Source organism: Candidatus Kapaibacterium sp., from assembly GCA_023957315.1.
Classification (GTDB): domain Bacteria; phylum Bacteroidota; class Ignavibacteria; order Kapaibacteriales; family UBA2268; genus PGYU01.
Genome location: JAMLHE010000004.1, coordinates 20,726 through 39,754 on the forward strand (window position 1 = coordinate 20,726; position 19,029 = coordinate 39,754).

Below are 19,029 nucleotides of genomic sequence, written 5' to 3' on the forward strand. Positions count from 1 at the left end.
AAGTTGATGTATGGTTGAATGACGTTAAACTTTTGGAGAATTTTGCCTTCAGGACAGCTACACCATTCATTGATGCACCCGCAGGAGTTGAGTTTACTGTTGCCATTCAGGCACCAGGCAGTACAAGTCCTGAAAATCCTATATGGTCAGAGAAATACACCTTAGCCGAAGGAGAAACCTATATTCTTGTAGCTAATGGTATTGTAAGCGCTTCAGGTTACGAACCTTCAAAACCCTTTGACATTTATGTTTACAATATGGGAAGAGAGGAAGCAAGTACATCAAGCAATACAGATATACTTGTACACCATGGTTCAACTGATGCCCCAACTATTCAAGTAGTTGAAGCTGGTGTTGGTTATGGTAGAATCATTGATAATATTTCTTATGGAGAATTTGACGGCTATTTTGAATTACCCACTTCAGATAGATACCGTCTAAATCTTTTTGAAGCGGTGAACGGAACTTTTGCAACTTATGAAGTTCCTTTGTCTTCCTTGGGATTAAATGGAGATGCGATAACAGTAGTCGCATCCGGATTTTTTAATCCTGAAAATAATAGTAATGGTGAAGAGCTAAGTTTATGGGTAGCCCTCCCAACAGGTGGTGAGCTTATAGAGCTACCATTGATTCCACAGCAAAATGAATTTGCTAAATTACAAATCATACATAATTCTGCAGATGCCGCCGCCGCTACAGTAGATGTTTGGATAGAAGACATCAGGATAGAAGACTTTGCTTTCCGTACAGCTATTCCATTTGTTGAAGTTACTGCAGGTTTAGCTACCATTGCTATACAGCCCACCGGTAGTACAAGTCCTGAAAATCCTATCAAGTCGAAAGAATTTCTATTAGAAGATGGTGAAACCTATATAATCGTTCTTAATGGTATTGTAAGCCCTGATGGATATAACCCACAAGAAGAGTTTGATATTTATGTTTATGCAATGGGCCGCGATGTTGCTATGAGTGAAAATAATACAGACGTTCTCGTTTTTCATGGAGCGACTGATGCACCAACTGTAGATGTAGTTGAAGTAGGTGTCGGTGCCGGAACCATAGTTGATGATTTATCATACAGCGAATTCCAAGGTTATTTAGAATTACCTACTGCAGATTACAAATTAGAAATCAGAGATGAAACAGGCACTGTAACAGTAGCAAGTTATTTAGCACCATTAAGTACTTTGGGTTTGGAAGGAGAAGCTATCACAGTTATAGCTTCAGGTTTTTTGAACCCTGCTAATAACAGCAATGGCTCAGCATTTGGCTTGTGGGTAGCTCATCCATGGGGTGGACCACTTTTAGAACTACAACCTGTAACAAGCGAAACTTCTACATCACGTGTACAAATCATACATAACTCAGCGGATGCTGCTGCCGCTAGCGTTGACGTTTGGTTAAATGAAACTAAACTTTTGGAAAATTTTGCCTTCAGGACAGCTACACCTTTTATAGATGCACCTGCAGGAGTCGAATTTACTGTTTCCATTCAAGCACCCGGCAGTACAAGTCCTGAAAATCCTATATGGTCAGAGAAATACACCTTAGCCGAAGGAGAAACATATATTCTTGTCGCCAATGGTATTGTCAGTGCTTCAGGTTACATTCCTGTACAACCATTTAACCTTTATGTTTATGATATGGGACGTGAAGCGGCAGTCGATAACATGAAAACAGACGTATTGGTTTTTCATGGTTCAACTGATGCACCTAAAGTAGATGTAGTAGAGACATTAGTTGGAGCAGGCACAATTATTGACGACCTTTCTTATGGCGAGTTCTCAGGTTACTTAGAACTACCTAATGCAGACTTTATATTAGAAGTCAGAGATGAGACAGGTGAAGTAACTGTAGCTACTTATTCAGCCCCACTCAAAACTTTACAGGCTCAGGGTGCTGCAATTAGTGTATTTGCAAGTGGATTTCTAAATCCTATTCTGAATTCAGATGGTCCTGCTTTTGGTCTTTTTGCTGCTCTTGCTGATGGCACAGTTTTAGAATTACCTTTAACTAATATCGCTTCTGTTGATGAAATAAATGAAATTGGTTTACTGATTGAAAATTATCCTAATCCATTCAATGATGTTATTTCAGTTAATCTTAGTATTGAGCAGAGCGGCTTCATTCAATTAGACTTAGTTGATGTCTTGGGTAATGTTGTAAGCAAAGTAGCAAGTCAAAACATGACAGAAGGAGTTCATACATTTAGTGTTGATGCTAATTCACTAAATTCTGGTGTGTATTTCCTGAGAATAATGAGCCAAGGGAAATCCGGCATAAGTAAATTAGTTAAGTATTAAGAGTTAAAAAAAGAGAATAGTGTTAAAATAAGTAAACAAAAAAAAGAGGGCTTTGATGCCCTCTTTTTTTTGAATCGTGGTCAGAGAGGGAGTTGAACCCCCGACACGTGGATTTTCAGTCCACTGCTCTACCAACTGAGCTACCTGACCAAAATACAAGAATACAAAAGTAGCTATTTGAATTGAAATCACCAAATTTGTTCTGAAAATAGTGCGGAATTTTTGTTGAATTACACTTTTATATGCAAAATTTCCAATTTTTTGGATTCTGCCATCACGAAAAGTATGATGTTTAGCTCGTCGGCTCTTGTTTCGGAGAGTGAAATTTTCGTGGTTCTGTCTTTGTATGGCATTAGCAATGACTCAAGTAATGCGGTGTTTACGGGTTGACCGCCTGTGGCTCCGGCGATTCCGTTGTCGAAAAGCACTATTTTGAGCGGGATTTCGCGGTTGATTGCCTCTTGCAAGCCGATTATGCCGCATGATAAAAAGGCGAAATCTCCCAGCACTGCCCACGCTTTGGAATACCCGGCAAGGTATGCTCCGATTGCCGTTGGTATGCTTCCGCCCATGTGGAGCGTGATGTCAATGCACGAATACGGCTCAAGTGCGAACAAGGTCGGCAAACTTGTATCGCCGACTGTGACGTCGCGTTTTATTGTCTTGAAAATCTCGAAAAATGGAATGTAATCCTCTGTGACTCTTTGCCATTCGGGCGGCAATTGGGACATTTGCGGCAATGTTGGCTTTGGGATGTCATCATGCGGTTGCGATGCAATGCGGCGTTGCAAGACTTGATATTGATAATCTGCGAGTATTGGCGTGACCAGGTTTTTGTATATGTTGCGGCTGTATGGCTTGGTGCATTGCTTGTGTTTCATTTCTGAATATGCGCCATCGCTCTCAATATCTGCTGCATCAACCACGATGACGCAGGGCAGTTCGCTATTTTCGGATTTATTGGTAGAATCAATCAATGAGTGCTGAATGTTTGCGGGCGTTGAGACAACTGTCGGAAGATTTGCACCTCTGACTATTGGCACTATATCAAAAATATTGTCGGAGTGAGTGCCGGTTTTGTCGTCGAAAATGATAAATAGGAGCGAAGCGTTGACTCCGGACGTCATCACATCAATTATGCAGTTCATGGATTTGAGCAAACCGTGAGTTTTGATGATGACGGCTGCTCTTGTTCCGGTAATTGCCGCACCAGCTGCCACTGCCGAAGCAATTTCTTCGTGATAACTGATTGTGAGTTGATTGGCGAATTTTTCGTTCAATAGCTCAAATGTCTGATTAGCACCATATCCCGGCACATATGTAATAACTCGGTAATCCAAATTGTACAAAGTTTCTGCGATTATTTTGGCTGTTGTCATTTTATTTCTCGGTGTCGAGGTGTTGTTTCATCAAATCGAAAGTTTCATTCATCAATGTGTTTATTCCGGCTTCTCGGATATAATCAATGTCAAATTGCTTTACAAATGTGAGTGTAACAGTTTGTGGGTTGATTTCAAATTTTCCTTTGGGCATTACATCGGCTGTCCCTTTGATTGCAAGCGTTACGATGGCTTTGCTGCTTTTGGTGGCCAGCAGGAAGGCACCTTTTTTGAATTGACCCAATGTGCCGTCTTCGGAGCGAGTGCCTTCGGGGAAAATTATGACCGAATCGCCGTCACTAATTGATTGGACAGCATGGCGAAAGCTTTGCATAGCATTTTGAGGGTCTTCTCTTTTGACCGATATGAAGGGTGACATTTTCAAGCACCACCCGAAAATCGGGATTTTCTCGAGTTCTTCCTTGTACATTATTCGCGCATTATCTTTCAGCGAGGAAAGAAGTACGGGTATATCGTAAAGGGAGGTATGGTTGGAAATATATACAACGTTTGAAAGTGGGTATGCCACTTCTTGAGTGTTTAATTTGACTTTTATGCCTGAAATATCGAGCAATAATTTTGACCAAACGGCTGCGAGACGGTGAAATTGATGTTTGCCATAGAAGAGCATAAGCAATATTGTGGCGAATGCAAAGAAAATCGTAACAACTGCAATCAGAATTAATCGCGATATTGTAACGATTTTTTTTACCATTCTAACCCAAACCTAATGCTAATTTTTATTCAATCCGTTAGCACACATGACGTGACAAATCTTAAGAATTGTATAATCTCTGATAGTATAGTATCGTAGCAAGCCCTGAGCACGGGAATCTAAGAAACCGCAAGATTGGAGCACCTTGAGTTGCTTAGAAACATTTGCTTGTAACAACCCTGTTGAATTTATAATATCGGTTACACATTTCTCTCCTGCAAATAAGCATCTTAAAATCTTGAGCCGAGATGGCTCAGATAATGCTTTGAACACTTTCGACAAGTGCTCGATTTCGATATCGGTCAAGTCTGCTTGAGCAGGTTCTAATAAAGTTGCTTTCATATCTTATACGCCTGTAACAATAAAAGTCAATTCTTGTCAATTAATGTTTCAAATATACTAAAAAAAGGATAAATAAAGTGAATAATAACAGTTTTAAAGGATATATATACTACAAAAAACGTTAAAAACAAATTCGTCGCAACTATAAAATAATTTTGGTCTGTATCGTGTTAAATGTTTAGCTATAATAATTTTATAAAATATTTTTGAAAAAAGATGAATACCCATATACATACATGCGATACTTGTGGCGATGCAAAAGAAATCTATTTATTGCCAAACGAAAAGGCAGAAGATCTGGACGGTTGCGTTTGTTCACGAGATATTAAAAAAATCGGCAGACATGACGAATCAAGTTTATTACGTATGATTGACCGCGATATCCGCCGTAAAGAAAGAAAAGAAAGCTCTCTATAATTTTGTAGCTTTACTAATTCTCAAAAGTTTTATCTAAAAGTCTTTGGCGTTTGGATAAAACTTTTCATTTGTTTTAGCCATTTTCGCGATTATTGGTGATGTTCTGTAACGGTCTTCGAGATACATATCGTACAAATCATTAAGCCTTGAAGCTACGAAATCCAATCCTAATTCATCAGCCCATTTAAACAGTCCTTTCGGATAATTTACACCGTTAAGCATTGCCAAATCAATGTCTTCTTTGCTTGCGATATTGTACATTAAAGTGTCTGCAGCTTCATTGATGAGCATCACGATTATCCGTTCAAAAATCATACTGTCAAGTTTTGAGTCAGCTTCGAGCTCGTCTAATTTGGCATTTTGTAATTCCATATAATCATAGAATCCTTTGCCGGATTTTCGCCCGTATAATCCTGCCTCGACATAACGTTTTTGGGTGATTGACGGCTTGTAGCGTTGGTCGTAGTAAAATTCGCGGAAAACGGTTTCCGTGACTTTGTAATTTACGTCATTGCCGATTAAATCCATCAATTCAAATGGTCCCATACGGAATTTGCCGATTCTTTTCATAGCGTAATCAATTCTCGGAATGTCTGCGATTCCTTCTTCGTAAATTCGGAGTGCTTCGCCATAGTATGGTCGAGCAACTTTGTTTACGATAAATCCGGGAGTGTCCTTGGCGACAACAGGAACTTTGCCCCATTCTTTCATCAAATTGAATAATACTTCCTTCACTGAACAACTTGTCAAGATGCCGGGTACAATCTCCACTAATGGCATAAGTGGTGGTGGATTGAAAAAATGCAGCCCGATTACTCTTTGTGGGATTTTGCAAGCGGCTGCTATTGAAGTAATCGAAAGCGACGATGTGTTCGTTGCCAAAAAGCAATGCTCGTTCACCAAATCCTCAAGATTGGCGAAAAGCTCTCTTTTGACTTCCAAATCTTCCACAATCGCTTCAATGATTAATCCCATCGAAGACAAATCATTGATAGAGTTTGTGAAACTAATCCGAGAAAGAATATGTTCCCCATCGCTTTGTTCAATTTTTTGTTTTTCGACTAACCTGTTGATTACTCTTGTCAAATTGTCGTGTGAGCGGTTCAATTGCTCTTTTTGTTGGTCAAAAATAACGACTCTATGACCAAAAGTTGCAGCAACTTGTGCAATTCCTGTGCCCATAGTTCCGGCACCAATAATGCCGATAGCAACGTGTTTGTTAAAATTTATCATACTATAGTCCTCCATATTACATGCCCTTGTAAATAGGTTTGCGTTTTTCTAAAAATGCACTGACCCCTTCTTTGTAATCGTCGGAGTTTGATGCAATGTTTTGTAATTTCATTTCCTCTTCGAGTTGAGTTCCTAAGTCATTATCTATTGTTGTATTCAACAAATGCTTTGTCAGAGCCAATCCTTTCGTGGGTCTATCAGCCAAATGATTAGCCATAGCCTCAGCTTCGGCAACAAATTCTTCTGCCGGAAAAGTCTTGTAAATCATTCCCATTTCCTCGGCGGATTTGGCATCTACTTTCTCGGCAAGAAACATCAGTGCCGATGCCTTTGCCATGCCTACTAAACGCGGTAAAAAGTATGTACCGCCGCTATCGGGAACGAGCCCGATATTTGAAAAAGATTGGATAAATGAGGCTTTGTCGGAGGCGATTACAATATCACACGCAAGTGCAATATTGGCTCCTGCTCCTGCTGCAATACCATTGACGGCAGCAACAACGGGCTTAGGGATATTGCGGATTAAGTTTATAATAGGATTGTATTGCCTGATGATAATATCGGTCACTTCATATTTACCACTAATTGCTTCTTCCAAATCCTGACCCGCTGAAAAGGCTCTGCCTTCGCCTGTGATTAAGATACACCTTACTTGAGTATCTTCAGTTGCTGAATGGAGTGCCTCTTGCACTTCGAGAGACATCTCACGGTTGAAACTGTTCAACACATCGGGGCGGTTCAAAGTTATATAGGCTACTTTCCCCTTTATATCATATTTGATAAGCTTATTATCCACTTTTTATCCTCTTTGTTTTATATATTTGACGAAAATAACACATCAAAGTTATTTTTTACTTGCATTTTATTGTAAATTTATTACTTTTACATACAGAATAATTTGTAAATGCAATAATAGTATGCAATAAGTGTCTTTTCAACAATTATTAATGACTCTTTGAAACAAATCTAAAAACTGATTTCGGCTTTTTATACCCAAACTCGAATATGTTATCACCCAAAAGCGAAGCACATTTTCCAAACTTAATCAACAAATCATGAATATTATTAATACTAATATCTAACATTAAAATAGGATTTCTATGGCTAGAACAGCTGCAAAGAACGACATACCGGAACCGGTCGAAGTACCAACGGCAGTCGAACCGGAGCACTCTCCGACAGCATTAATTGACATTAATGAAATGAAGGGCAAAAAGATTGCCGAACTGACATTGATGGCTAAATCACTCGGCATCAGCGATTTTGCCGACTTACGTAAGCAGGAACTTATCCTGAAAATCGTTGAAGCTCGTACAGTACAAGCTCAAAAAGAAGTGCCGCTCGAAGGACTTATCACAAGTGGTGGCGTTTTGGAAGTGCTAAGCGAAGGATACGGATTTTTACGTTCCGTCAATTACAATTACTTGCAATCACCCGATGATATTTACGTGTCGCCTTCGCAAATCAAGAGATTCAGTCTCAAGACCGGCGATACTGTCAAAGGGCAAGTTCGCCCGCCAAAAGAAGGCGAAAGATTTTACGCTTTGCTCAAAGTTGAATCAGTCAACTTTACAGAGCCCGAAAAAAACCGCGAACGTATTTTGTTCGACAACCTCACACCACTTTATCCCGACGACAAATTCAAATTGGAAAAGCTCCCAAGCGATTATTCAATTAGGGTCCTTGATTTGTTAAGTCCGATTGGCAAGGGTCAAAGAGGTTTGATTGTTTCGCCTCCGAAATCGGGTAAAACGATATTGTTGCAACAAATCGCAAACAGTATCGCGTATAATCACCCCGAAGCAGTTTTAATCGTGTTGTTGATTGATGAACGCCCTGAAGAAGTGACCGATATGGAACGCTCTGTGAAAGCAGAAGTAGTGTCTTCGACTTTTGACGAACCACCTGACCGTCACGTCCAAGTAGCTGACATGGTCTTGGAAAAAGCGAAAAGACTCGTCGAAGCAAAGCAAGACGTTGTGATTTTGTTGGATTCAATCACGCGTTTGGCTCGTGCACACAATACGGTTGTTCCTCACTCAGGTAAGATTCTTTCCGGTGGTGTTGATGCAAATGCACTTCACAAACCAAAAAGATTTTTCGGTGCTGCAAGAAACATCGAAGAGGGCGGTTCGCTAACAATTATTGCAACTGCATTAATCGAAACAGGCAGCCGTATGGACGAAGTAATCTTTGAAGAATTCAAAGGTACGGGCAACATGGAATTAGTTCTCGACCGCAAACTTGCCGACCGTAGAATTTATCCTGCTATTGATGTGAACCGTTCCGGCACAAGACGCGAGGAATTGCTCTTCAGCCAAGACGAATTGACAAGAATTTGGATTTTGCGCAAAGTTCTAAGCGAAATGCAATCTGTTGACGCTATGGAATTCCTCTTGAACAGAATGAGAGGCAGACGCACAAACAGAGAATTCTTAATGTCTATGAATAGCTAAAAGTTAATTTGCATTTTTAAAATGAAAAAGGCTGTCTCAATTGATTGGGACAGCCTTTCTTTTGTTTTCCGGATGCATTATTCTTTGTTTTTCAAATCGCGATAGCAGAACCACCAATCGTAATTGTCATAGCGGCTTTGTTTGTACTTAGCCGATTTGATATCCGATGCCGGTGGAACAATAACTTTATCGCCGATTAGTTCGTTGTTGGGCCAATTTGCAGGCATTGCAACGTGTTCTCTGTCTGCGATTTGCATTGCGCGAACCATACGGAGCAATTCATCGAAATTACGACCTAATTCTTGCGGATAATAAACTATCGCTCTGATTTTGGCTGAATCGTCAATAATAAATACCGCACGTACAGTATTAGTGCCTTTGCCCGGATGAATGAACCCGAGACTCTTAGAAATATCGCCATTATCGGCAATAATCGGGAATTCGATGTCAACTTTCAAATTTTCCAAAATCCAATCGTGCCATTTAATATGCGAATAAACTTGGTCTATACTCAATCCGATTAGCTCGCAATTCAATTTGCGAAACTCGGGGTAGCGATTTTGGAATGCTACAAATTCGGTTGTACAAACAGGAGTAAAGTCGGCAGGATGACTGAATAAAATGAACCATTTTCCTGCAAAATCTTTTGGCAAATTCATCGTGCCATGAGTTGTTTTAACTTCCATATCGGGGAATGTATCGCCGATTAGCGGAATTCTGTTTTCCATAAACACCTCTTTTTATTAATTTAACAATATTTTTAAGACTCGAATTAAATACAGATATGAAGAAGTTTTCATAAGTTAGATATTGTATCAAATTTTCAAAAAATCGAGGGCTAAAGGTCGAAATTTTTCTCTCTTTGTAATCATGAAAGTATGCTTCCCTTGGTCGAACATCATCAATTTTGAATTTGGAATTTGGGGTGCAAGGGCTGTCATTTTTTGCTCCAAATCTACAACGATTTTATCCTTTCGAGATGCTGTTATCAATACATCAGCAGTAATTTCGCTCAAATTGCCACGTACCGCATTGATTTGTTTTTGTGCAAGATTGAGCAACATTTCATTGTCGAGGTCAACAATGCTTTCCCAATCTTCGCCGCTCTGATTGAGCCAATAGCGTTGCATCAAATAATTAGACTTTCCTTTGAGTCGCCCTTTTACGATATATTCGGCATCGTCTATGGAAAGCTCAATTCCGAAAAAGCTATCGGCGATTAATTTCGAGACAAGCTCGGGCTTTTGCACTGCCATATTTAGCCCCACAAGAGCACCCCCACTTGTGCCGATTACGTTTAATTGACTAACTCCAAGCATCTCCGCTAATTCAATCGCACAAATAGCGTTGTAATGCCAAAAATTTTCATCGAATTTGTCAACTCGGTCTGATTTCCCATGTCCGGGATAATCAAAAGCTATAACTCGGAAATGCTTTGCAAAAAAATCAAAATCTTTGTCGAATAATTTTGATGATACAGTATTGCCATGCAAAAGCATCAATGCGTCGCCTGTGCCCTGCTCCGAATAATAAACATCATGCCCGTCAAACTTGAAATAGCCATCTTTTTTCATGAATTTTCCTCTGCTTTTACATATTCCATCAGTGGTTTAATATGACGTATAAGTATAACTATGCAAACCGCAGCTACTAAAATTTTGAATTGCATATGGTCGGTAATTGGCATAAAAGCAGCAATATCTAACAATTTGTCGGGAGTGGAGAACACCATAATCGGCGTAGCCACTGTGGCGATTGCGTTAGCAATGTGAATATGTCGCTTGATTACATAATAAGCTGTCAACCATAACAAAAGCCATAAAATCACAGGAATCGGGTTTAGAACGAGAAATACACCCACTGTCGTAGCGAGACCTCTGCCGCCTTTCAATCCCATGAAAATACTGAAATTATGTCCAATAACAGCCCATAATCCACCAACAGCCATATCTGTATATGTGACATCGGGCAACAAACTGATAAGCAAGACAGCAATTGCTCCTTTGGCAACGTCGGCTAATAGTACGAATATGCCGATTTTGCGGCTGCCTGTGCTTTCGTAGCTGTTCATAGCGCCCATATTTTTGGAGCCTTCGGATAATATATCAATTCCATTCAATCTTTTGACTATCAAGAAAGCAGAGGGAATCGAGCCGATTATAAGTCCGATAAGCATTGCAAAATATAAATTCATAAATTAGTCCCTCACTTTTAGAAATTTGATTTGCAAATATGAAAAAACCAACAGTATAAAAAACAATACAAAAGCAATTGCCGATGCATAGCCCATCATATCGGTTTTTTCGAATGCATTTACGAAAACCAAATACACCAGTGTTGTGGTCGAATCGAGCGGTCCTCCCTTTGTCATCACAAAAATTTCGATAAAAACTTGGAAAGATTTTATAGTATTGATAACCAGCACAAATAGCAAAGTCGGCTTAATCAATGGCAGCGTGATATAGAAAAACTGCTGCACAGGGCTTGCACCATTCAATTTTGCCGAATCATACAAATCTTCGGAAATTGTTTGCATCCCTGCGAGAAACAAAATCATGTAATAACCAATGGAAATCCACACGTCCATTGCCATAATCGAAAGCAATGCTGTAGATGTATCAAGCAACCACCCGCGTTCCGGGAATGGCATTCCGAACATTGACAGTATGTTGTTGATATATCCATCTCTTGCGTAAAGATTCGTAAAAATAAGCGAAATCACTACTAAAGATGTCACTGTCGGTAAAAAATATGATGCTCGGAAAAACTCCTTGAATCGAATCAGTTTATTGTTCAAAATAGAAGCAAGAATTAGTGCAATCGCCGTCGTAATGGGAACTGTACCCAAAGTGAATATCGCCGTGTTTTTGAGTGCCACCCAAAATACCGAATCGCCAAACAAATTTTCATAATTTGACAAACCAACGAAAGTCGCAGTGTTAGTGAGCGTTTTGTAATCGGTCAAGCTGATATAAATCGCGTAAAAGAGCGGATACAACCAAAATACTGCCAGTACTATTATCCAAGGCATAAGTAGAGTCAATGTATTTGCATTGTCGCGAACTCTATGATTGAGCATTTTCACCCCGAAAGCGTTTGAGCATCATATAGAGCAACTGAACAGGCAGCCCGACAATATTATAATAGCACCCATTGATATGGCTTACAAATAAAGCTCCGAAGTCATCTTGGATACCGTATGCACCTGCTTTGTCCATAGGCGAACCACTTTCAATATAAAGCCAAATTTCTTCGTCCGATAGTTCGCGAAAAGTAACATCAGTAGTTTGGAAATCGGTAATCCAATTCTGGGAGACAGATTCAACAATTGATAAGCCGGTATAAACTTTATGCGTATTGCCCGATAAGAGCTTCAAAATTCGGTAGGCATCATCACGGTCAGTTGGTTTGTTCAATATCACACCATCAATGACCACAATCGTGTCTGCCCCGATTACAAGTGCAGGAGTGCTGATTCCTCCGGCAATATCATCTGCCTTCGACCACGCAAGGTGTATGCAATAAGCTTCTGGCGGAATGTCTGTATCAATCTCTTCGTCTATATCCGAAAATTTTGTAGTGAATTCTAAGCCCACCATCGAAAGCAATTTTTGGCGTCTCGGCGAACGAGATGCTAAAATAATCGGGACATCTATGTTCAAAATTTGATTTATCGTTTTCATATTTTCATAAATTGTATTAAGTTTGATTACAAAATAATACAGTTATTTGCAAAAATTCAAAAATTTTGGTTTTTTCTTAAAATTCATATCATCATCGTAGGGAGCCAAATATGTCGAAATTAATTTATTTTATCTTAATTGTTGTGTTGATTTCATGTTCATCATCAGACAGAATCAACGTCTCCAAGTATAACTTCCAAGACCAAGGCGAACTTCTCGATTTGAATTATTTGCTTTTTGAATTCGATAAAATTATGATTCCCACCGATAGAATAGGGAAAACTCCAAAAGAACTCCCGTTTAAGGTTTATCCCAATACAAGAGGCAATGTTTATTGGAAAAGCAACAACACGCTAATTTTTTATCCATACGGCGGATTTAAAGCCAATACTGACTATATAATCGAATTCACGGATAATTTGACTGAATATATGCCGGTCAAATCGCAAATGCCGTCGAAGAAAATTTATCGCTTCCATACTACTTATACTGACATCAAGTCTGTAAGTACGAATTGGCACAAGGCAAACCAAAACGCTCCTACATTTTTGGTTTGTGATATTCAATTCAATACCGAAGCGATTTTTTATGATGTGAAAAAAGTGAGCAAGGTCAAAATCAACGGCAAAGAATTTAATATCAGTTCTGCTCGGTGGCAGCGGAGCGACTTTCTAAAGATGCAAATCGCGATTGAAGATGTTTTTGATGTAGAGGGAAAGGAGCTCTCGATTGAAATTCCATTTGAATTTGAGCAATCGGACGGCAAAATGAAAACTCGAAAAATGAATTATAATGGCAAGATACCGCTATTGAGTGATTTCGGGATGACAGAAATTATCGTGAATAATTCGATTGACCAACGCGGATTATTATTACGATTCAATCAAACATTGAACAAAAGCGCCGATTTAGCAAATCTAATAAATGTCAATCCTCAAATCCCCTACGAAATTGAAATTTATGGTAATGAAATATATCTGAACGGCATTTTTGTTCCTGAAACCAATTACGAAGTAACGATTAATCAATCTTTTGAAAGCATTTTCGGAATAAAGCTCAAGGCTGAACTGAAGCACACAGTATTTGTACCCGAAATGGAAGCCCAAATTGTTTTGGCAGACCCATCATCGCTTTATTTATCATCCAGAGGTAACAAACAAATTGGAATCAAGCTCGCCGGAGTAAATAATTTGCAGGTGAATGTTTTCAAAATTTTCGAGAATAACCTCATCCGTGCTTTGATGGGATACCAAAATATTGATTATTCAGGTAAATATGACGAAGAAACGGGTAACTGGTACGATGCAGTAAATATCTCGAGCATTGGCACAATGATTACCGAAAGAGCCTACAACACTTCCGAACTGAAAACTGCCGATAATATCAAATTGCTCGATTTTAATTTCGCCGATGCTATAAATATCAACGGGATTTATTTGCTCGAAATTTTCGACAAAGATAAGCCTTGGGTGCGACAAGTCATGCAAGTATCGCTTTCGGACATCGGCATAATTGCAAAAGTCTCGAATGAGCAAATCGCTGTTTATGCTAACTCTTTAGTCAACACCGAACCTATTTCAAATGCAACTGTCAGAATCATTTCGAGAAATAATCAAATTGCTGAATCGGCTCGCACAGATGGACGTGGAATTGCAATACTCACAAATGACAGAGCAAAGCAACAGGGATTTAGCCCATCAATTATAAGCGTCGAACACAATGGCGAAACGAATTATTTATTCATCGAATCTTCGACTTTAGTAAGCAAATCCGGGCTCAATGTAACCGCCGGCACCGAAGTCACAGATTATTATTGCTTCATGTACGGCGAACGCAATTTGTATCGTCCGGGCGAAACACTCATCATCAATGGAATTGTTCGTGACAAGGAATTGAAGCTCTTAGGCGATTTGACATTAAAGCTCAAAATCATGAATCCATCGTGGCAACTTTATAAAGAGTTTCGTGTGAAATTGAATGAGCAAGGAAATTTTGAAGTAAAAGATGAATTGGCTCAAACATTGAAGACGGGCAATTATGAAGTGCTTTTAGATTTGCCGAACGATGTAAATATTGGAAAATATAGTTTTTCGATTGAAGATTTTGCTCCCGAAAGACTTAAAATTACTGCAACTACTGACCGAGAAAGCTACACGCCACAGCAAGACGTGAATCTGAACATACAAACGGATTATTTGTTTGGTATGCCGGCACAAAATCTAAGCGGAGAAATAAGCTTCGAAACAAATTCGGGCGATTTCACTTCGGAAAAATTCGAAGATTATGACTTTACGCTCCGAGGCGCCGGACGGGTAAATGATTACAGTTTCCGCCCGATTGTTAGCGATAACGCAGGCAATACTAAGGAAATCTTCAAAATTGATGAATTATACCAAAATATGGGGCTTATTTACTTGCACATTGGTATCAATATGCAAGATGAAACCGGCTCCGATAACCGGATTTATTTGGTGCGGAAAATCCATACACAAAACACTTATGTCGGCATCAATAGTAAAATGGGAGATTGGTTTGAACTAAATCGCCCAATAATCACTCCAATTGTCGTTTTGGATAAAGAAGGCGAAGAAAGCGAATCCGAAATTAACATTGATATTTACAAAATCACCTATAGCACTGCCTTACGTTCATCGCGGAATTATGATTATCGCTACGAATCAACCAAAATCGAATCAATTGTCAGTTCCGAAACCATAAAAGCCAAAGGGCAGTATAATCACAAATTTACTCCCGTCAGCTCCGGTGAATACGAAATCAGAGTCCGCCAGAATAATTCTGTGGGCTATGTTATGAAACAATTCTGGGCATACAGATACGGATATGCCGAATCCGCAGGATTCAACGTTGACAAGGAAGGCAAAGTCATTGTAAGTGCCGATAAAAAAGATTACAAACCCGGCGAAACTGCGAAGCTACTATTCAAAACTCCCTTTGACGGGAAATTATTCGTTAGTATCGAACGCGAGGGCGTTCTGGAGCATTTTGTCTTGCGCACGGCTGATAATGCGGCATCACTGAATATTCCCATTAAAAATGATTATCACCCAAATGTATATGTATCAGCGATTTTAATCAAATCCGTTTCGAATAATAATTTCCCTCTCAATGTTGCTTACGGATACCAAGAATTGACAATTAAGGACGAGCAACGCTATTTGCCGATTGAAATAATTGCCGATGAGACGAGTCGCTCTACGACTAAGAAAAAAATCAAAATAAAGACTTTGCCCGAAAAAGACATCAACGTCACAATTGCAGTCACTGACGAAGGGATTTTGCAACTGAAACGCTACTTATCGCCCGCACCCTATGATTTCTTTTATGCTGCCCGACAATTGGACGTGAATACTTATTCCGGCTATACCAAATTATATAAAGAGTATAAGGCTCGCAGCGGTCAATTTGGTGGTGACGGTGGGGAATTAGCTTATATGAAGATGTTGGATTTGCAGAATCCATTTGTGGATAAAGCCGTTAAATTGCTATCTTTCTGGAGTGGCAATCTCAAAACCGATGCAAACGGAATGGCAGAATTTGAAATTGATTTGCCGACCTTTTCCGGTGCATTGCGTATTATGGCAGTTGCATACAAAAATGACAGATTCGGTTCCGCCGAAAAGATGATGAAAATCGCCGACCCGCTAATCGTAACTCCGGCATTGCCACGCTTCTTGTCAATCGGCGACGAAGCTGAAGTGAAAATCAATCTTAAAAATTTGACAGACAAGAAAAAAAGCGTCAAAATTGAGCAGAAAATTGATGGGGATTTGCTCTTTGAGCCATCATGGAAAAATAGCATTACACTTGAACCAAGAGCAGATATTTATATCGCCGCAAAGCTCAAACCGGGCAAAATGACCGGAAGCCACAAAATCACTTTCAATGTCAGCGACGGGAACGACAAATATTCAATCGAACGCTTGGTCAATGTGCGAATAGCCACAAATATCGAACTGAAAAGCGAATTCGCAGAAATCAAACCCGGGCAGACTGTCACAATCAAATATCCGCAAGGATTTATGCCAAATATGTCCACGAGTGTTTTGACAATCAGCCGCCAACCGTATATTGAATTTTTCGACCGAATTGACTTTCTGACTGATTATCCATATGGATGCACCGAGCAAGTCATATCGTCAGTTTTCCCCTTGCTCGTATATAAGGATTTCAAGGAATACACCAAAAATTCAACTGTAAAATTGACAGACTTGGGCATAACGGAAAGAGTAAATAATGCAATTAAGCAAATCAGCGCCCTGCAAAATCAAGGTGGAGGTGTCGGATTGTGGTCGTCAGGCACAAGCGATATTTGGGTTTCTGCGTATGCCTTACATTTCTTGACTGAAGCAAAAAATCGCGGCTATAATGTGAATGAAGACGGTCAGAAAGCTCTGATTAATTACCTAAAAAGCATTTTTTCGATGACAGAATCTTACAGTCGGAATGAGAGTGATTTATCGAAGTATAATTCTGCGGACAGGTACAAACTCGCTGCTTATACATGTTTTGTGTTGGCTCGTGCCGGCAAACCCGAACAAGCACTGATGAACTTTTATGCGGAATCTGCCGAAAATATGCCATATGACTCGAAAGTGCTATTAGCTTCTGCTTTTTTATTGAGCGGAAACATACCCGCATTTTACGCCCTGATGCCAAATACAATCGAATCGAGCAAAATGAAAGACGATATGACTGACGTTTACGGCTCGAAATTACGCGAACTTGCCTTGTTGACCTATGCTTACAGCACCGTGAAGGGCAATGACGTTTACACTTCAAAACTTGCCAATCTGCTAACGAGCGAACTCCGTCGCAAGAAGCATTATACTACTCAAGAAGCTGCATTTACTCTGCTTGCAATTGCCAATATTATGGAAAAGGGAAGCGGCGAATCATCTTACAGTTTCGACGGGAAAAATACGAATCTAAATGCTAACAATAAATTTGTCAGCCACAAAATTACTGCCGATAAAGAAGTAACAAATACAGGAAAAAATTCAATATGGTACAGCTTGCAATCGAAAGGTTATTCCCAGGAAGCCAAAAAATCTGAGGTATCGAGTTTTGTTGCCGTCGAGCGAACCCTTTATAATCAATCCGGCAGCAAAATCAGTGCAAATCAAATTGTCAGAGGTGAGCGGATTTTTGTCAAACTCAGTGTCAGGCTTAAAGACGGCTTGAAATCAATAGACAACCTTGCAGTTAGCGAGATGATTCCCGCAGGTTGGGTGATTGAAAATCCACGATTGTCAAATACTGCCAAGCCTTCGTGGATAAAAAATGTTGATGAACCATTTTACGCAGATTATCGCGACGACAGGGTAAATATGTTTGCAAACGTACGGGGCAATGTCGAATTTTTCTATGTTGCTCGTGCAGTAAGCGCCGGGCATTTCAAGTTCGGTCCTTTGACAGCTGTTGGCATGTACAATCCTGAAGTTTATTTCTCGGGGAAATCATCCGAAGTGCGAATCACCGAAAAACCCAAAGGAGGAGTTTGATTAAAAGTTGTCGCCAAATATTGACTGCGGCTATCATCGCCAAGGATAACGAGAAAACAATCGCCAATATGATTAACTCGCTGAAATTGTATTGCGGGCGCATCGTAGTTGTGGATACAGGCTCGAGCGATAAAACTACTGTGATTGCTGCATCGCTGGGAGCCGACGTTTACTTTAAACTTTGGGATGATGATTTTTCATCTGCTCGAAATTTTGCGTTGGCGCACGTTTTCAGCGATTGGATTTTGACTATTGATACCGATGAAATTTTATCCAAATTCGATGTCGGCGAATTTTTAGATTACGCCAATGACCCGCAAATTGGCGGCATAAATGTGATTATAAAAAATATGCTCGGCGACGGTCTTGAATCAAAGCACAGATATACCCGAATTTTCAGGAATAAAAATTATATCCGATTTGAAGGAAAAATACACGAACAAATCAATCAATCAATTGTGAATAATGATTTGCAAATAATTGAAAGCAATATTGAAATCACTCATTACGGCTACGAAAAAAACGACAAAATCAAAAACGACAGGAACATAAAATTGCTCCAAAATGAGTTGGACGAAAATCCCCAAGACGATTTTGCTCGTTATCATTTAGCCCAAAGTTTGTTCAATGCTAAGGATATTGAAAAAGCTGACAAAATTTTTCGTGAAATAAGATTCTCGAATGATTTATCGCGCCAACAAAAGGACACAATCCAATTGCGATTGGCACAAATTGCCTTGGACACGAACAATTTTGACGAAGTGCTAAATCTATGTGCAGAAATATCCGATGATTACGATATTGGCGGATTGCAACTTTTTGTTAAAGCTATGGCTTTCTATTTCATAGGTGATTATTCACATTTTTCAAGTATTGTGAAAGATTCGCGGATTGATTTATCGGCTTTGGTCTCAAAAGAAAACTTAGAGACACTTCGAGAAATAAGCATAAAAATTAGGCATTGATTTTGTAATTGGTA

The 19,029-nt window shown here is 39.5% G+C and carries 15 protein-coding genes and 1 tRNA gene; 5 read left to right on the plus strand and 11 right to left on the minus strand.

Annotated elements, in window-relative coordinates; genetic code table 11:
- Positions 1–14: 14 nt before the first annotated feature.
- Positions 15–2,303 (plus strand): DUF4397 domain-containing protein, encoded by a 2,289-nt coding sequence (locus M9949_05195; protein MCO5250803.1) that lies wholly within the window; start codon positions 15–17, stop codon positions 2,301–2,303.
- A 77-nt stretch (positions 2,304–2,380) separates the two neighbouring features.
- Here M9949_05195 and M9949_05200 read toward each other — a convergent pair.
- The 4 genes from M9949_05200 to M9949_05215 form a co-directional block, all read right to left on the minus strand.
- A tRNA-Phe gene (locus tag M9949_05200) sits at positions 2,381–2,453 on the minus strand.
- Between the two features lie 80 nt (positions 2,454–2,533).
- Positions 2,534–3,682 (minus strand): thiamine pyrophosphate-dependent enzyme, encoded by a 1,149-nt coding sequence (locus M9949_05205; protein MCO5250804.1) that lies wholly within the window; start codon positions 3,680–3,682, stop codon positions 2,534–2,536.
- Position 3,683: 1 nt separating this feature from the next.
- Positions 3,684–4,397: a 1-acyl-sn-glycerol-3-phosphate acyltransferase gene (locus tag M9949_05210; protein MCO5250805.1), complete on the minus strand. Its 714-nt coding sequence runs from the start codon at positions 4,395–4,397 to the stop codon at positions 3,684–3,686.
- A gap of 18 nt (positions 4,398–4,415) precedes the next feature.
- Positions 4,416–4,739 (minus strand): metalloregulator ArsR/SmtB family transcription factor, encoded by a 324-nt coding sequence (locus M9949_05215; GenBank protein MCO5250806.1) that lies wholly within the window; start codon positions 4,737–4,739, stop codon positions 4,416–4,418.
- A gap of 216 nt (positions 4,740–4,955) precedes the next feature.
- Here M9949_05215 and M9949_05220 point away from each other — a divergent pair, with 216 nt between their 5' ends.
- A complete protein-coding gene (locus M9949_05220; protein MCO5250807.1) occupies positions 4,956–5,156 on the plus strand; it encodes a hypothetical protein in 201 nt (66 codons plus the stop codon).
- A gap of 33 nt (positions 5,157–5,189) precedes the next feature.
- Here M9949_05220 and M9949_05225 read toward each other — a convergent pair whose 3' ends face one another.
- On the minus strand, positions 5,190–6,389 hold the full coding sequence (locus M9949_05225; protein ID MCO5250808.1) for a 3-hydroxyacyl-CoA dehydrogenase NAD-binding domain-containing protein: 1,200 nt from the start codon (positions 6,387–6,389) through the stop codon (positions 5,190–5,192).
- Between the two features lie 16 nt (positions 6,390–6,405).
- Positions 6,406–7,185: an enoyl-CoA hydratase-related protein gene (locus tag M9949_05230; protein ID MCO5250809.1), complete on the minus strand. Its 780-nt coding sequence runs from the start codon at positions 7,183–7,185 to the stop codon at positions 6,406–6,408.
- 391 nt (positions 7,186–7,576) lie between these two features.
- On the opposite strand from M9949_05230, the gene rho reads away from it, so the two are divergent.
- Positions 7,577–8,845 carry a transcription termination factor Rho gene (gene rho, locus M9949_05235; protein ID MCO5250810.1) on the plus strand — a complete coding sequence of 423 codons (1,269 nt, stop codon included), beginning with the start codon at positions 7,577–7,579 and terminating at the stop codon, positions 8,843–8,845.
- 77 nt (positions 8,846–8,922) lie between these two features.
- Here rho and M9949_05240 read toward each other — a convergent pair whose 3' ends face one another.
- The 5 genes from M9949_05240 to M9949_05260 all read right to left on the minus strand — a co-directional run bounded on the left by M9949_05240 (position 8,923) and on the right by M9949_05260 (position 12,528).
- Positions 8,923–9,573 (minus strand): peroxiredoxin, encoded by a 651-nt coding sequence (locus tag M9949_05240; GenBank protein ID MCO5250811.1) that lies wholly within the window; start codon positions 9,571–9,573, stop codon positions 8,923–8,925.
- Positions 9,574–9,660: 87 nt separating this feature from the next.
- The gene (locus M9949_05245) at positions 9,661–10,419 is read right to left on the minus strand and encodes an alpha/beta hydrolase (GenBank protein ID MCO5250812.1); all 759 of its coding nucleotides are present in this window, start codon (positions 10,417–10,419) and stop codon (positions 9,661–9,663) included.
- Entirely contained in the window at positions 10,416–11,039 is a 624-nt protein-coding gene (locus M9949_05250) for a glycerol-3-phosphate acyltransferase (GenBank protein ID MCO5250813.1), read from the minus strand. Before M9949_05250 ends, M9949_05245 begins: the two co-directional genes overlap by 4 nt.
- A 3-nt stretch (positions 11,040–11,042) precedes the next feature.
- Positions 11,043–11,924 carry a sugar ABC transporter permease gene (locus tag M9949_05255; GenBank protein ID MCO5250814.1) on the minus strand — a complete coding sequence of 294 codons (882 nt, stop codon included), beginning with the start codon at positions 11,922–11,924 and terminating at the stop codon, positions 11,043–11,045.
- Positions 11,911–12,528, minus strand: coding sequence for a Maf family protein (locus M9949_05260; protein ID MCO5250815.1), 618 nt, complete (start codon positions 12,526–12,528; stop codon positions 11,911–11,913). Before M9949_05260 ends, M9949_05255 begins: the two co-directional genes overlap by 14 nt.
- 110 nt (positions 12,529–12,638) lie before the next feature.
- Between M9949_05260 and M9949_05265 the strand changes: the two genes are divergently transcribed.
- Positions 12,639–18,050: an MG2 domain-containing protein gene (locus tag M9949_05265; GenBank protein MCO5250816.1), complete on the plus strand. Its 5,412-nt coding sequence runs from the start codon at positions 12,639–12,641 to the stop codon at positions 18,048–18,050.
- Positions 18,047–19,015, plus strand: a complete 969-nt coding sequence (locus M9949_05270) for a tetratricopeptide repeat protein (protein MCO5250817.1) — start codon at positions 18,047–18,049, stop codon at positions 19,013–19,015. Before M9949_05265 ends, M9949_05270 begins: the two co-directional genes overlap by 4 nt.
- The last annotated feature ends 14 nt before the right edge of the window (positions 19,016–19,029 follow it).

Coding starts and splice junctions, on each gene's coding strand:
- M9949_05205 (MCO5250804.1), bottom strand. CDS start 3,682: ATGACAACAGCCAAAATAATCGCAGAAACTTTGTACAATTTGGATTAC.
- M9949_05210 (MCO5250805.1), bottom strand. CDS start 4,397: ATGGTAAAAAAAATCGTTACAATATCGCGATTAATTCTGATTGCAGTT.
- M9949_05215 (MCO5250806.1), bottom strand. CDS start 4,739: ATGAAAGCAACTTTATTAGAACCTGCTCAAGCAGACTTGACCGATATC.
- M9949_05220 (MCO5250807.1), top strand. CDS start 4,956: ATGAATACCCATATACATACATGCGATACTTGTGGCGATGCAAAAGAA.
- M9949_05225 (MCO5250808.1), bottom strand. CDS start 6,389: ATGATAAATTTTAACAAACACGTTGCTATCGGCATTATTGGTGCCGGA.
- M9949_05240 (MCO5250811.1), bottom strand. CDS start 9,573: ATGGAAAACAGAATTCCGCTAATCGGCGATACATTCCCCGATATGGAA.
- M9949_05245 (MCO5250812.1), bottom strand. CDS start 10,419: ATGAAAAAAGATGGCTATTTCAAGTTTGACGGGCATGATGTTTATTAT.
- M9949_05250 (MCO5250813.1), bottom strand. CDS start 11,039: ATGAATTTATATTTTGCAATGCTTATCGGACTTATAATCGGCTCGATT.
- M9949_05255 (MCO5250814.1), bottom strand. CDS start 11,924: ATGCTCAATCATAGAGTTCGCGACAATGCAAATACATTGACTCTACTT.
- M9949_05260 (MCO5250815.1), bottom strand. CDS start 12,528: ATGAAAACGATAAATCAAATTTTGAACATAGATGTCCCGATTATTTTA.
- M9949_05265 (MCO5250816.1), top strand. CDS start 12,639: ATGTCGAAATTAATTTATTTTATCTTAATTGTTGTGTTGATTTCATGT.